The sequence below is a fragment of the Mycobacterium sp. NGS61 genome (assembly GCF_059812325.1).
Window position 1 is genome coordinate 169,746 of the sequence record NZ_JCALCL010000004.1, and the last position, 14,898, is coordinate 184,643.

Annotated in this window: 10 protein-coding genes; 4 read left to right on the forward strand and 6 right to left on the reverse strand. The window is 67.8% G+C overall.

The features are described 5' to 3' along the window. Positions 1-87 precede the first annotated feature (87 nt). Positions 88-2,982 carry a leucine--tRNA ligase gene (gene leuS, locus AC5Y3Z_RS10905; RefSeq protein WP_473138727.1) on the reverse strand — a complete coding sequence of 965 codons (2,895 nt, stop codon included), beginning with the start codon at positions 2,980-2,982 and terminating at the stop codon, positions 88-90. A gap of 196 nt (positions 2,983-3,178) precedes the next feature. Between leuS and AC5Y3Z_RS10910 the strand changes: the two genes are divergently transcribed. After that, positions 3,179-4,264 carry an LpqN/LpqT family lipoprotein gene (locus AC5Y3Z_RS10910; RefSeq protein WP_473138726.1) on the forward strand — a complete coding sequence of 362 codons (1,086 nt, stop codon included), beginning with the start codon at positions 3,179-3,181 and terminating at the stop codon, positions 4,262-4,264. Positions 4,265-4,320: 56 nt separating this feature from the next. Further along, positions 4,321-4,668: a hypothetical protein gene (locus AC5Y3Z_RS10915; RefSeq protein WP_473138725.1), complete on the forward strand. Its 348-nt coding sequence runs from the start codon at positions 4,321-4,323 to the stop codon at positions 4,666-4,668. A 23-nt stretch (positions 4,669-4,691) separates the two neighbouring features. On the opposite strand, the gene AC5Y3Z_RS10920 is transcribed toward AC5Y3Z_RS10915, so the two are convergent. Beyond that, complete coding sequence (locus AC5Y3Z_RS10920; RefSeq protein ID WP_463826321.1) at positions 4,692-5,300, reverse strand: YqgE/AlgH family protein; 609 nt, start codon at positions 5,298-5,300, stop codon at positions 4,692-4,694. A 125-nt stretch (positions 5,301-5,425) separates the two neighbouring features. Here AC5Y3Z_RS10920 and AC5Y3Z_RS10925 point away from each other — a divergent pair, with 125 nt between their 5' ends. Then, complete coding sequence (locus AC5Y3Z_RS10925; protein WP_473138930.1) at positions 5,426-6,724, forward strand: MFS transporter; 1,299 nt, start codon at positions 5,426-5,428, stop codon at positions 6,722-6,724. 13 nt (positions 6,725-6,737) lie between these two features. After that, positions 6,738-7,511, forward strand: a complete 774-nt coding sequence (locus AC5Y3Z_RS10930) for a TIGR03084 family metal-binding protein (RefSeq protein WP_473138724.1) — start codon at positions 6,738-6,740, stop codon at positions 7,509-7,511. 234 nt (positions 7,512-7,745) lie between these two features. Here AC5Y3Z_RS10930 and AC5Y3Z_RS10935 read toward each other — a convergent pair whose 3' ends face one another. The 4 genes from AC5Y3Z_RS10935 to eccB form a co-directional block, all read right to left on the reverse strand. After that, a complete protein-coding gene (locus AC5Y3Z_RS10935) occupies positions 7,746-8,903 on the reverse strand; it encodes a PPE domain-containing protein (RefSeq protein WP_473138723.1) in 1,158 nt (385 codons plus the stop codon). Positions 8,904-8,907: 4 nt separating this feature from the next. Then, positions 8,908-9,216 (reverse strand): PE domain-containing protein, encoded by a 309-nt coding sequence (locus AC5Y3Z_RS10940; protein WP_473138722.1) that lies wholly within the window; start codon positions 9,214-9,216, stop codon positions 8,908-8,910. 71 nt (positions 9,217-9,287) lie between these two features. Next, a complete protein-coding gene (gene eccCa, locus AC5Y3Z_RS10945; protein WP_473138721.1) occupies positions 9,288-13,379 on the reverse strand; it encodes a type VII secretion protein EccCa in 4,092 nt (1,363 codons plus the stop codon). Positions 13,380-13,381: 2 nt separating this feature from the next. Continuing rightward, positions 13,382-14,884 (reverse strand): type VII secretion protein EccB, encoded by a 1,503-nt coding sequence (eccB, locus tag AC5Y3Z_RS10950; RefSeq protein WP_473138720.1) that lies wholly within the window; start codon positions 14,882-14,884, stop codon positions 13,382-13,384. Between the last annotated feature and the right edge of the window lie 14 nt (positions 14,885-14,898).

The following is a 14,898-nucleotide window of genomic DNA, read 5'->3' on the forward strand; positions in this document are numbered from 1 at the left end:
CGGCCCCACTGCCCGCCGAATGTGCGGCCTGCGACGGGATTTCCGCGAGTCGCGTCGTCACATGCACAGTCAGTGTTGCCGATGGCGTTAGATCACCAGGTTCACCATCCGGCCGGGGACCACGATGACCTTGCGGGGCTCCGCGCCTGCCAGGAAGGCCAGCACTTTCTCGTCCGCCAGCGCCGCGGCCTGCACGGCATCGGCGTCGGCGTCGGCGGCGACCAGCACCCGGCCGCGCACCTTGCCGTTGACCTGCACCGGGTACTCGACGGTGTCGTCGACCAGAAACGCCGGGTCAGCGACCGGGAACGGGCCGTGCGCCAGCGAGGTGGTGTGGCCGAGCCGTGACCACAACTCCTCGGCAAGGTGCGGAGCCAGCGGCGCCAGCAACAACACCAGCGGTTCGACGGCCGCCTTCGGGACACCGTCACGATGCACCTTGGTGAGGTGGTTGGTGTATTCGATCAGCTTGGCGGCCGCGGTGTTATTACGCAGTGCCGCATAGTCTTCGGACACGCCGGCGATCGTGCGGTGCAGGGCACGGGACGTCTCGGCGGCCAATTCGGCGTCCACCACCCGAAGTTCGCCGGTGTCCTCGTCGACGACGAGACGCCACACCCGCTGCAGAAAACGGTGCGCACCGACGATGTCCTTGGTGGCCCACGGACGCGACGTCTCCAGCGGGCCCATCGACATCTCGTAGACCCGCAGGGTGTCCGCGCCGTACGCGTCGCAGATGTCGTCCGGGGTCAGCGAATTCTTCAGGCTCTTACCCATCTTGCCGAATTCCTGGAACACCTCGATCTCGCCGTCCGGTGTGGGATACCGGAAGGTCCCGTCGCGCTCGATCACCTCGGCGGCCGGCACGTAGGTGCCGCGGGCGTCGGTGTAGGCGTAAGCCTGGACCAGGCCCTGGTTGACCAGCCGCCGGAACGGCTCGCGGGAGCTGACGTGGCCGAGGTCGTACAGCACCTTGTGCCAGAAGCGCGAATACAACAGGTGCAACACCGCGTGCTCGGCGCCACCAACGTAGAGGTCCACCCCGCCCGGGTCATCGACGCCGTGCTCAGCCGGGCGCGGCCCCATCCAGTAGGCCTCGTTCTCCTTGGCGCAGAAGCGCTCCGAGTTATGCGGGTCGGTGTAGCGCAGTTCGTACCAGCAGCTGCCGGCCCACTGCGGCATCACGTTCGTGTCGCGGCTGTAGGGCCGCAGACCGTCCCCCAGATCCAACTCGACGTGCACCCAGTCGGTCGCTTTGGCCAGCGGCGGTGACGGTTCACTGGCGGCGTCGTCGGGATCGAACAACACCGGCAGATAGTCCGGGACGTCGGGCAGTTCGACGGGCAGCGCGGCCTCATCGAGCGGGTGTGGGCGTCCGTCGGCGTCGTAGACGATCGGGAACGGCTCGCCCCAATACCGCTGCCGCGCGAAAAGCCAGTCCCGCAGCTTGTATTCGATCCGGACGCGGCCGCGGCCGGCCGCCTCGAGGCGCTCGGTGATGGCACGCTTGGCATCCGCGACGTGCAGGCCGTCGAGGTAGTCGGAATTGACCAGCACCCCGTCGCCGGGATACGCCGAGTGCGAAATGTCGCCGCCGGCAATGACTTCGACGATCGGCAGGTTCAACGCCCGGGCGAAGTCCCAGTCGCGTTGATCGTGTCCCGGCACGGCCATGATCGCCCCGGTCCCGTATCCGGCCAGCACGTAGTCGGCGATGAAGATCGGCACCGGTTGGGCGTTCGCCGGATTGACGGCGTAGGCGCCGAGGAAGACACCCGTCTTCTCGCGACTCTCCTGGCGTTCCAGGTCGGTCTTGGCCGCGATGGCGCGCCGGTAGGCGGCGACGGCTGCACCGGGTGTCGCGGCCCCGTATGTCCAGGACGGGTGGGTACCGTCCGGCCAGGCGGCGGCGACCAGCCCGTCGACCAGTTCATGCTCGGGGGCCAACACCAGATACGTGGCGCCGAACAGGGTGTCGGGCCGGGTGGTGAACACCTCGATGTCCCGGGCATCCCCGTCGGCCCCGGTGGCCGAGAACAGTGCGGCCACACCGGTCGAGCGTCCGATCCAGTTGCGCTGCATGGTCTTGATCGGTTCGGGCCAGTCCAGGGCGTCGAGGTCGTCGAGCAGCCGATCGGAATAGGCCGTGATCCGCATCATCCACTGCCGCAACCGTTTCCGGAACACCGGGAAGTTGCCGCGGTCGCTGCGGCCGTCAGCGGTGACCTCTTCGTTGGCCAGCACGGTACCCAGCCCGGGGCACCAGTTCACCACCGAGTCGGCGCGGTAGACCAGCCGGTGACTGTCGACGACGTCGGCCCGCTCCCCCGCCGGCAGCGTCGCCCAGTCCCTACCATCGCTCAGAGTCCTTGCACCGGAATCGAATTCGGCGACCAGTTCGGCGATCGGGCGGGCCTTGCCGGCGGCGGGGTCGAACCAGGCGTTGTAGATCTGCAAGAAGATCCACTGCGTCCACGTGTAGAACTCGACGTCGGTGGTCGAGAAGCTGCGCCGGCTGTCGTGGGCGAGACCCAGCCGACGCAGTTGCCGACGGATGTTCACCTCGTTGGCCTGGGTGCGGGTGCGCGGGTGGGTGCCGGTCTGCACCGCATACTGCTCCGCGGGTAGCCCGAACGAATCGAAACCGAACGCGTGCAACACGTTTCGGCCGTTCATCCGGAAATACCGGGCGTAGACGTCGGTGGCGATGTATCCCAGCGGGTGACCGACGTGCAACCCGTCCCCCGACGGGTAGGGGAACATGTCCAGCACGAAGAGTTTGTTGTCCGGGACCGCCGCGCCGTCCGCCGGCGCCAGCGTGCCCACCGGATTGGGCACGTTGAACGTGCCCTGCTCGGCCCAGTTGTCCTGCCAGGTGCGTTCCAGCGCAGCCGCCACCTCGACGGTGTAGCGGTACCGCGGCGCGTCGGCGTCTTTGGCGCCGGGCGGGTCGACGGGAGCGGTGGGCGGCGATTCGGTCACGCCCAACAGGGTATAAGGGGCCTTTCGCCGACCCGGCCCCGATCGCCCGGCCACGGGTTGGTCTCGGTTGCGTTGCACAGCGATCAGAGGTTCATCCCAGCTGTGTTTCGAGCGTGGTCGGCGCTGTGAGCAGTGGTTACATTCAGCCTCGATGGCGGGCTTGAACAAGCAGCTCTTCTGGAGGGACCGGGGCGAAGTGATTCGAATCGCGTGCAGTTGGCGGACCTTCGCCGGCGGTGTTGCCGCCGGGGTCGTCGGCGTCGTGATGGCGGCGGGCGGGACAGCATCGGCGGAACCGCTGGTACCTCAGCCAATCAATCCCGGACAGGTCCCGATGCAGCAGACCAGCCCGCCGGCTCAAGGATCGGCAATCTTCCCGGGCGGCGTGACGAGCAACAGATTCGCCCCCGCCCCCGCGCAGGCACCCGCCGCCGTCCCGGTCCAGGCACCCGCGGCCGTCCCGGTCCAAGCGCCCGCGGCCGTCCCGGTCCAGGCGCCCGCGGCCGTCGCCCCCGCCCCGGCGGCCACGGCACCGGCCGTCACCGGGACCCTGCGCGAATACCTGGAGGGCAAGGGCGTCAAGCTCGAAGCGCAACGACCGCTGGGATTCAAGGCCCTCGACATCACCGTGCCGATGCCGCCCCGCTGGACTCAGGTACCCGACCCCAACGTGCCCGACGCCTTCGTGGTGATCGCCGACCGGGTGGGCGGCAACAGCGTGTACACATCGAATGCGCAGGTAGTCGTGTACAAGCTGATCGGCGACTTCGACCCTGCGGAGGCGATCACCCACGGCTTCGTCGACAGTCAGCGGCTGCTGGCGTGGCAGACGACCAACGCCTCGCAGGCCAATCTCGGCACCTTCCCGTCGGCGGTGATCGAGGGCACATACCGCGAGAACGACATGACGCTGAACACCTCGCGCCGGCACGTGATCGCCAGTTCCGGCTCCGAGCGGTACCTGGTGTCGCTGTCGGTGACCACCGCCGCGTCGCAGGCGGTCAGCGACGGTCCCGCCACCGACGCGATCATCAGCGGCTTCCGGGTCAGCGCACCCGGCGCTGCTGGCCAGGCACCGCCCGCCGCGGCTCCCGCACGAGTCGGCACGCCTGCCCCGGCCTCGCTGGTACCCGCCGCACCAGTACCGGCGCCTGCTCAGTCACCGGCTCCTGCCCAGCCGCTGCAGCCCGCACCTCGGGCCGCGGTCCCCGGGGCGGTCCAGCCCGGCGCCGCCCCGGCGCAGGCGGCACCACCGTTGCTGGCCGTGGTCCCATCGCGCTGACCCGCGGGCACGGATCCCGGCGCGCACAATCGTCGGCGGGCTCGTATTGTGAGCGCATGCTTATCGCGGGCGTGCTGTGCGTGTGTGCGGCGCTAGCCGCTGCCGCCTTCGGGATCTGGTCTCTTGCCCAACCGCCCGCCGCCGATCCCACCCAGCTGGCCCTGCGCGCCATGGCGCCGACCCAGCTGGCCGCGGCCGTGATGCTGATCGCCGGGGGAGTGGTGGCGCTGGCCGCGCCGGCGCAGACCGCGCTGGTGGTGGTGATCGTGTGCGTCACCGGCGCGCTGGGCACCCTGGCTGCCGGGTCGTGGCAGAGCGCGCGCTACGCACTGCGTCGTGAGGCCGCCGCGGCCGAGGCCGGCTGTGCCGGTAACTGTGCGGGCTGCACACTGTCCTGCAACTGAGGTCCTGCCACTGAGCAGACGGGCTAGTTGCGGCTGAGGTCGATCGGGTGAGTGGCCAGCAACGAAAGCGGCAGCGGCTGACGGCGCAGCACCTGACCCCAGAGGTCCGACCGCGGTGGCGCCAACACGTCAGATGGCAACGCCGACAACACAATCCAGTCGTCGCGCTCGATCTCGCCCTCCAGTTGGCCGATGGTCCACCCCGAGTAACCCGCGAAAATTCGCACCCCTTCCACCACCGGCGCGATCAGATCGGGGTCGGCATCCAGATCGACCATCACCATGCGCCCGGCTACGTGACGTAAGCCCGGCACACCGTCGGGTTCGGCACCGACGCGCAGTACCGCCAGGCACAGGGCGGCGTCGCGCTTGACCGGTCCGCCGATGAACATCGTCTTCGGCTTGGCCGCGAGCTTGGCCCACTGCGGCAGGACGTTGTACACCGCTGTCTCGCTGGACCGGTTGAGCACCACTCCCAAGGTGCCGCCGTCGTTGTGCTCGACGATGTAGATCACGCTGCGCCGGAACGTCGGCTCGAGCAGGTCGGTGTTGGCCAGCAGCAGGGTACCGGCGCGCACGCGTTGCGCGGCTGGAGCGACCGAGTCGTCAGGGTCATCGTGCTGAGCCACCACAACATCATCGCACTCGCGGTCGCCTCACCGGTGCAAACATCCGCCGCCGGCGAAGATTTGTACTGTATTGAGACGACGCACGGCCGCTTCAGCCTTCGCCTGCGCCGATCGTGGAAGTGGGTCCCGTGATTCGCAGCCGGTTGCAGGCGAGCGCGCCCGTCGAGCTCTGGCGGTCGGTGCGGGCGCTGCCCGACTTCTGGCGACTGCTGCAGCTGCGCATGGCCAGTCAGTTCGGTGACGGACTGTTCCAGGCGGGTCTGGCGGGAGCGCTGCTGTTCAACCCCGACCGGGCTGTCGGGCCGCTGGCGATCGCCGGGGCTTTCGCGGTGCTGTTTCTGCCGTACTCGCTGTTGGGGCCGTTCGCCGGTGCGGTGTTGGACCGGTGGGATCGGCGGCTGGTGCTCATCCGGGCCAACGTGGTGCGGCTCTGTTTCATCGGCGCGATCGGCGTCATCCTCGCCGTCAGCGCGGGGGAGGTGCTGCTGCTGTGCGCCGCACTGTTGGCTAACGGCATGGCCCGGTTCGTGGCCTCCGGGTTGTCGGCGAGCCTGCCGCACGTGGTGCCGCGCGAACAGGTGGTGACGATGAACTCGGTGGCCACCGCCTCAGGCGCGGTGGCGGCCTTCCTGGGCGCCAACTTCATGCTGGTGCCGCACTGGCTCGGTGGCCCCGGTGATCGGGGTGCGGCGGTGGTCATCTTCACCGCGCTGATCCCGGTGTCGCTGGCGCTGCTGCTGTCGCGGCGCTTCGCGCCCAAGGTGCTCGGACCCGACGACACCAAACGCGCCATCCACGGCTCGGCGGTCTATGCGGTGGTCACCGGGTGGTTGCACGGGGTTCGTACCGTTTTACAACGCCCGACGGTGGCCGCCGCCCTCTCGGGCCTGGCCGCGCACCGGATGGTGGTCGGGATCAACTCGCTGGTGGTGCTGCTACTGGTCCACCACATCAAGGACGCCGATAAGACGGGCTTCGGCACCGCGCTGGTGTTCTTCGCCGCCACTGGTCTGGGAGCTTTCCTGGCCAACGTGCTGACCCCGGCTCTGGTGCGGCGCTGGGGTCGTTACGCGACGGCCAACGCTGCGCTGGTCGCGGCCGCGGTCATCCAGTGCGGCGGCGCCACACTGCTGTTGCCGGTGATGGTGGTGTGCGGCTTTCTGCTCGGGTTGGCCGGTCAGGTGGTCAAGCTGTGCGCCGATTCGGCGATGCAGATCGATGTCGACGACGCGCTGCGCGGGCACGTGTTCGCGGTGCAGGATGCGCTGTTCTGGGTGTCCTTCATCGTTGCGGTCACCGTGGCGGCGGCGTTCATTCCCGACGACGGCCGCGCGCCGGCGTACGCGTTGTACGGTTCGGTGATCTATCTGGCCGGGTTGCTGGTGCATAGTCTTGTCGGCCGACGACGCGCGGCGGTCAGCAAATAGTCGAGGAGGAATCATGGCAGGTCCAGGTCCGTTCGTCGCCGACCTGCGCGCCGAGAGCGACGACCTGGACGCGTTGGTGGCGCCGTTGCCGCCGCAACGCTGGGCCGAGCCGACCCCGGCGCCGGGCTGGACCATCGCCCACCAGATCGGGCACCTGTTGTGGACCGACCGGGTGTCGCTTTTGTCGATCACCGACGAGAACGGGTTCGCCGACGTGCTGGCCGGTGCGGCTGCCGATCCCGGTGGATTCGTCGACGCCGGCGCGGAGGAGCTGGCGGCCAGGCCTGCCGCTGAACTGCTCACCGACTGGCGCGATACCCGCGGTCGGTTGCACGCGGCGCTGTTGGAGGTTCCCGACGGACGCAAGCTGCCCTGGTTCGGGCCGCCGATGAGCGCCACGTCGATGGCCACCGCGCGGTTGATGGAGACCTGGGCGCACGGGTTGGACGTCGCCGACACGCTCGGCATCGCCCGGCCGGCCACCGACCGGTTGCGGTCGATCGCGCATATCGGTGTGCGCGCACGGGACTACGCGTACCTGGTCAATAATTTGACCCCGCCCGCCGAGCAGTTTCGGGTGGAGTTGCGCGGGCCCGGCGGGGACGTGTGGTCGTGGGGTCCGGCAGAGGCGGCGCAGCGGGTTACCGGTTCGGCGGAGGACTTCTGCTTTCTGGTGACGCAGCGGCGGCCGCTGGGGTCTCTGGATGTGACGGCGGTGGGGGAGGACGCGCAGCGCTGGCTGGGGATCGCTCAGGCGTTCGCGGGGCCGCCCGGCGCCGGGCGATGAGCGCGCCCAAGCGCGCGAAGAGAGCCGGCGCCATCTACCCAAGCTCCGGGCGATGAGCGCGCCCAAGCGCGCGAAGAGAGCCGGCGCCATCTACCCAAGCGCCGGGCGATGAGCGAACCCAAGCGCGCGAAGAGAGCCGGCGCCATCTACCCAAGCGCCGGGCGATGAGCGAACCCAAGCGCGCGAAGAGAGCCGGCGCCATCTACCCAAGCGCCGGGCGATGAGCGCGCCCAGCTAGGTACGGTCGCCGACCACGACGCGAGCGCGGGCCACGTCTTCCTTCTCGGCGGCATTTCCGCGCGCAAGCATGCCGGCCGGCGTCATCGGCACCGGAGCGCCACCGGTCGATGCAGTCGGACCGCGTACCTCAGCGGCGTTCAGCATCCCGGCGCGCAGGCTGCTGGGTTTGCCACCCTCTGGCTCGAAACTGCTGGTCGGACGGGTGTAGCTGGTCAGGCCGGCCCCGGGGAACCCGCCACCGGCACCGCCCACCGTAGCGACCCCACCACCCGAGGCGCCGGCGCCGAGCACGGGTTCGGCGGTCAGCGCTGCGGCGTTCGGCGCCCCGGCCGTGGGGAACATGCCCCCGAAGCCCTGCATCAGGCTCTGCGGCATGCTGGTGAGCCCCTGCATCATCTGCATCGGCGCCTGCGCCATCTCCTTGAGCGGCCCGGTCACGCCGGACACCATCTGCATCGGTTCCTGCATGAGCGAACTGAGCTGCTCAGTGGCTTGGGCGGGGGCCGACGTCTGCCCGGCGGCCTGCGCGACCTGCGTCGAGGCCTGCACGGCATTCTGCATACCGGTCTGGGCGGCGGCCTGGGCCACCGCTTGCGCCGCGGTCGCCGGGGCGGCCGGAGAAGCTCCCATCGGGGCGACCGGCGGGGGTACGGCTAACGTCGCGATCAATGCGGTGAGCGCCGCGGAGTAGGTCCAGCCGACGCTGCAGTTGTGCGGCCAGTGCTCACCGAAATATTCCCCGTCCCGCTCAACGATCCCCGGCGTGTTCTGTCCGAAGAAATTGGTGGCGTTGAGCACGGTCCACTCGTCGCGGTTGGTCTGGGAAACCACCGACGGGATGACCGAGGACCGCGCCAGCATGAACGCCTCGACGGCGGCCTGGGTGACGCTGATCTTTTCGGCGGTCCAACCCACCAGTGTCTGCAGACCCGCGTTGAGGCCGGTCGCGGCGACCGTGGAGGCAACCGACCCCACGCCCTGCCATTGGGCGGCGGTGATGAGGCCGTTGATCTCCGAAAGCCCTGCGGAGATTTCGTTGTTGGCTGTCTCGGTGACCCACACCACGTTGTTGGCCAGCACGGACGCCGGAGAGCCCGCTTCGAAGATCGCCGCTACGACTTCAGGCGGCCCTGTCCACCGGGGGTCGGCCATGTGCTCAGAGCCCGACGGCGCCCGCGCTGAACCCTTCGGCGGCGACGGCGGTGGAAGAAGACAGACCCTGCGCGCCGGAGAACGCGGTGCGTTGGCCGACGTGTTCGGCGGCTGTCGCGAGGTAGGCGGCCCCAGCAGCGTTGAGGGCGGCCGCGAACTCGATCGAGTCGGCGTCTGCCGCCATCGGCAACACGCCGGTGAGCGCGGCGGACCCTGCGGCTGTCGTAGCCGCCATTTCCTCGCTGATCCCGGCCTCGGTCGCTGCCGAGAGGTCGACCGCTCCCGGCACCATTCCGAACAGGCCACCACCCATTTCTGCCTCCTCAAGCTCGCTTCCGGCGTCAAGTTGGGCTGAGTCTAGGGTGACGACCCGCCCCTGTCGATTCACCTCTGGGGATCGCCGACCAGCACTCCCTCCATCACGCCGTCGGTGGTGACCAGCAGGCCACGTCCGGGCGGGAGTTGCTGGGCAGCGGTTCTGCCGAACACCTTCACCGCCGCCGGGTCGTTGTCCATGAACAGCGTGGGCGCGCGGGAGCCGGTCATCTTCTGCAGGAAGGGACTGGTTACCGACACTCCCGCCCAGTTGCCGGGCAGGCGCGACGCGATGACGTGCAGACCGATTTCGCGGGCCCGTTCGATCAACCCCCACAGCGGTGCGGTGGCGGCGGCCTTGCCGATGACACCGTGCGGACGCAACTCCTGCTCGTCGTCGATCAATACGAAGTGGTGCGGCCCGTCCCAGGTCCGGCGGCTCAGCAACTCCTGCTGACTCAGCCCTGAGGGTGGCAGCCGGTCACGCAGCGACTGCGCCAGATCGCTGAGCACCGCATCGATGTCCTCGGGCGTGTAGGCGTACGCCCGCACATGGTCACCCTGGATCTTGCCGATCAGCGACGTCTTGGGGTCGATGATGGTGATCTGGGCCTGCTCCGGCGTGCACCGGGTGACGATCATCTGTCCGATCGCCGCCAAAGTCGTTGTCTTGCCGCATAGTTGGCGTCCGACCACCAGCATGTTCGGAACCACGCGGGCCGGCAGCACCGCAGGTCGCAGCGCGGTCTCGCCGATTCCGAACGGGATGTTGAACGGATCGGCTGCTGCGGCGGCACCGCTGAACGCCTCGGCGATCTCGGCCAGAGGGATCGCGTCCGGCAGCCGCGCCAGGCTCTCCACCCGTCCGGCACCGGTCAACTCCGCGATCAGCGCGCCGATGTCACGCGTGGTCACCCGTTCCCCGTTGACTCCGAGCACCTCGGGCACCCCGACCAGTAACTCGTGGCCGTCGCGGGTCAGCCCGAACCCCGGCCGGTCCAACGTGTTGCGGGCGGCTTTCTTTCGTTCGAAGCCCTCACCCATTTGGGTTTCGTCGGGATTGCTCAGCCGCAGTTGGATACGCGCGTTGGAGACGTTGACGAGTTGTTGCTTCTGACCGACCAGCCACGCCGTGGCGGTGGTCATGATGTGCACCCCGTAGGACAGGCCCTGCCGGGCTATCGCGATCGCCCGTTCGCCCATCGCGGCGTCTTTGTCGAAGAGATCGCTGAAGTTGTCGATGACGAGGAAGACGTCGCCGAACTTGTCGTCGGGATCGGTGTGGGCCGCACCCCCGTCGGCGTCGAAACCGAAACGGCGCTCCCGGAATTCGGAGATGTCGATCTGATACCGCTTGAACGAGGCCTCGCGCGCGAGGATGAGTCCCTCGATGGAGGCGATGGTGCGCGACACCCCCTCGCGATCGGTGGGGCTGACCACCGAGGCGACGTGGGGCAGGGACTCGACCGGAAACAGCGATGCCCCGATGCAGAAGAACGTCACCCGTTCGGGTCGGTACATCAGTGCTGCGGCAGTCATCAGGGTCATCAGCGTTGTGGACTTGCCGCGCTGCGCTGTCGCGACCACCATGATGTTGTCCATTTCGGCATTGATCGCGTGCACCCGCTGGTCGTGTTCTTCAGGTATGTCCACGATCCCGATCGGAAAGACCAGGCCGGGGTTCCGCCCGTAGGCGTCATCCCACGACCTGCCCCGCCAACGCGCCACCAGCGTATCGACGGTCTCACTGACTTCCAGTGGCGGCAGCCAGATTTGATGAGGCGGGCGGGCGGGATGCGAGACCAGTGACTCGCGGATGACGTCGACGAGTTTCTTCTTGCGGAAGCCGTCTGGGTGGAACAGGTATTCGTCGGGTTCCTCGGGTTCGTCGGCGACAGCCAGTGCGGCACTGTCGGACTCACTGAGCGGCTGGTAGGTCGAGGTGTAGGCGCGTGGCTGCGAGAAACTCATGGCCACAGTGGGATTGACGTTCGTGGCCCGTTTGGGCACTACGAACGGCGCTGATACGTAGAAACACCGAAACTGTTCGAGATCCCGGGGCCCCACCTTGAGCAGGCCGTAACCGTTCTCCTGCGACGGGAGATGCAGCGCGGCGTCACTGCCGATCACGTCGCGGGAGTCCTCGGCGGTCTCGGCGCGCAGCGCCACCCGGAAGGCGATGTTGCTCTTGGCTTTACTCAACGAGGACAGGTCCAGCCGCTGCCCGCCCAGGGTGAAGAAGACGTTGCACCCGCGGCCTTCCTGACCGATATGGATGACCAGGTCGATCCACTCCGGGTGGTGGATGAACAGTTCGAGGTACTCGTCGATGATCACCAACAGGATCGGAACGGGTTCCAGGTCACGGCCGGCAAGCCGCATCTCCTCGTACTCGTTGGCGTCGCGCGCTCCGGCATCCTTGAAAAGCCGGTAGCGGCGGGCTATCTCACCGTTGATGGCCTTACGCATCCGCTCGGCCAGATGCCGATCGTCCTTGCCCAGGTTGGACAGGGACCCCGCGACGTGCGGAAACCCCTGCAGGTCTTGAGCTGCCGACTCGAACTTCATATCGACGAAGATGACGACGAAAGCCTCTGGCGAGTGGGTCAGCGCGATACCACTGCACAACGACAGGAAGTACTCCGACTTCCCCGAACCGGAGGTGCCGATCACCACGGAGTGAAAGCCGTAGCCCCCGAAGTCCTTGGCCCGCAGTATCACATACTGCAACTCACCGCCCTGTTTGACGCCAACCGGCACCATGGCCCACTTCGGATCGCCGCGGCCCCGGCTCTCACCCCACAGTCTGTCCACATCGAGCTCGCGCGGGTCGCCGATACCCAACGCCCGCAACAACTCTCCGCCCTGACTGTCGGTCTCGGACAGCTCCCCGGGACTCATCGGCGACCAGCGGGCCAGTGCCCGCGCATACCGGTTGGCGGTGCTGTCGGCGAGCATGTCGGCTACGGCGTAGAACGTTTCACGGTGCATCAGCCTGCCCTGGTGCAACGAGAAGCGCTGTTCTGCTTCGGCAAAGCCCACACCGACCCCGACCCGGGTCGCCAGCCGCAATACGGTGATGCCTGCCATGCCTTTCTGTCCGGTGACCCCTTCCCACTGCTCCGGGGTTCCGACGTTGTCGTCCACGATCACCCAGTGCGGACCCAGCGCCTGACCGGTTGCCGACTCGATCGGCGACGGCATGGACGTCGGGTTACTGCCGACCGGCGGAGTCCACGGCCCCCGACCTTTGCGATGCAACTCGGCATCGAGCGCTTCTTCCAATTCCGTTGGAGATGCGAACACCAGCCGGCGCAGGCCGCATGCGTCGAACATCTCGTCGTGCTGGTTGTGCGGCAGCCAGACCAACCAGTGCCAGGCTTCGGGCTGCCGGGTCACTACCATCAATTTGACGTCGTGGGGGCTGTGGTAGACCGCCAGCGAACACAACATCGCGCGCAGCAGGCTGTGCAGTTCACCGGGATCGTCGGCGATGAAGCTGAACCCCGGCTTGGACCGCAGGTTCAGTACCTTGCCGATGCCGCGGATCTTGCTCTGTTCCAGGATGAAATCCCGGAGCGCACCGCCGGTTACCGGTTCCAGCTCCTCGCCGATCGGAACATCGGGCCACTGCAGCGAGACCGCGGATTCGCTGGCCTGCTGCACTCCGACGCCGAGCCGGACATCGAGGAAATCCGGATCAGTCGGTCGTCGCTCCCACATGCGCGGACCCCCGATGACGGTGTCGAACCGCTGCGGGTCCGCGTGCACGAAGAGCTGACCGCGCCGCTGCTCACCGGCTGCGCGCTGCACCTCCTCGCGGTCTTCATCGAGCTGGCGCAGATAGCTGCGCCGTTGCTTTTCCTGTTCCCCCCAACTGATTCGACGTCCGCGGCCGAAGCGTCCGCCGAACATCAGCGCACCGAATCCGACCAGCCCGACCATCGGAAAGAATCCCGACTGCAAGGACCGCACCCCGGATGCGTACATCACCACCAGGGTGCCGACGATGCCGACCAACACCGCGGGCAGGGCGATCATCAACAGAATGTTGCGTGGCTCGCGCTCGGGTAAGGCCAGCGGCGCCGCGACCGCGACCCGCACCGGCGGGATGTTGGGTGGTGGCGTGCGCTTCCCGCGGACGAATCCTCGTTTGGACATGGCTAACCTCCCGTCTCGGACGAATCGGGAATGGGTGCGACCACCCCACCCGCCGGCAAGGCGTCCCGGGCGACAAGGGCCGCTTCACGACTGATGGCCGGTCCGGGCGCAAAGGTGCGCACCATCGGCCAGGGCGCTTGCACCGCAAGTTTCGGGTCCAGCCCCAGTGCCTGCAACGTCCGCTGGTCCGACTGGATGCCGTACCGAACCCCTTGCGGCGAAAGCCAATAGAGGCTTTCCCGGCTGTCCGACGTCGCAACCCCACTGGTGGTGGCCACGAAGTTCGCGGCGCCGGGCAATATCAATGTCTGATGCGCCTCAGCGGAATCGGGGTTGCGGTCGTCGCGCACGAGGTGCACCAGGCGGGAGTCCATGCTGATCGGGACCGGCAGACCACGACCGTTGACGACGGTGATGCGTGCCTGCGGGTCGTTCTGCTGCTTCTCCCAGCCCACGCAGGTGACCGGATTCGCCGTGGTGTCAACGAAATTGAACTTGCCCGACGGGTAGTAGTCGACGTTGAGGATATCGACGACCGGGATGTGTATCAGTTTGTCCGGGGCGATCAGCGTCGGTGCGGTCGAACCCTGAGAATCCGCGGTGCGCAACAGGTCTGCGACGAATGCGGTGATCTTCTGTACGCCGCCGGGCAGCAAGACATAGAAACCCGTAACGGCACCGGCAGCGTCGCGGGACTCCAGCACGCTGCCGACCTTGGCGCCGGCCACCCATCGCGACGGGGAGCCGGCCTCCGGAATCGACGGCACCACAAGCGGTTCCGTCGACGGCAACGCATCGAACAGTGCGTTGGAGATCTCAATGGGATAGGTCACGCCGGGATCCAGACCGAGGTTGAAGGTCACCGACCGGTCGGTCGCGTCGATTCGCGAGCGCCGGCCACCCCAGATCACGTAGGTCGTGCTCTTGTGGGTTACCAGGATGGCCTGGGTCGGGCTCATCGCGGCGGCCCGTCCCGCAGCGAATAGCGGGCCCGCGATGGCGGTCACCACCGGCGGGGTTGCGCTGCCCCGCCCTGCGCCACCTGTCTGAGCGGTGTCACAGACGGCCCATGCCGAGCCGGCGCCGCCGGTGGCCGGGAGGCTGTCCGGCACACCCGGGATACCGATCATCGGTCCGGTCGGGTATTTCGCAATCTCGGCGGCTGTCACCCAGGTGGGCGCCGCGGCATTGCCGACGGCCAGTCGCGCCGACGTGAGATTGAGCGCGGGGTAGAGACGCCCGTTGATCTTGGCGAAGATCGCGCCGGTGTCCCGGTTGCCGACCACAGCCGACTGGGCGATAAGACCGGCCGGCTTCATGACGTGCAGCAACGCCATCCAGCCCACACCGATCAGGACAAGCACGATCGACAACGCCACCGCCGCTTGTTGTTTGCGGTCGTCATGCTTCATGCGCACGGAGAATCTGGTGATCGCCGCGCGCAGTCGCCGGCTATAGAACAGATGCCCCGAGTTCTGGTCCCGGTTGGACAGATTGAGTGGCACTGATCGTTCTCCTT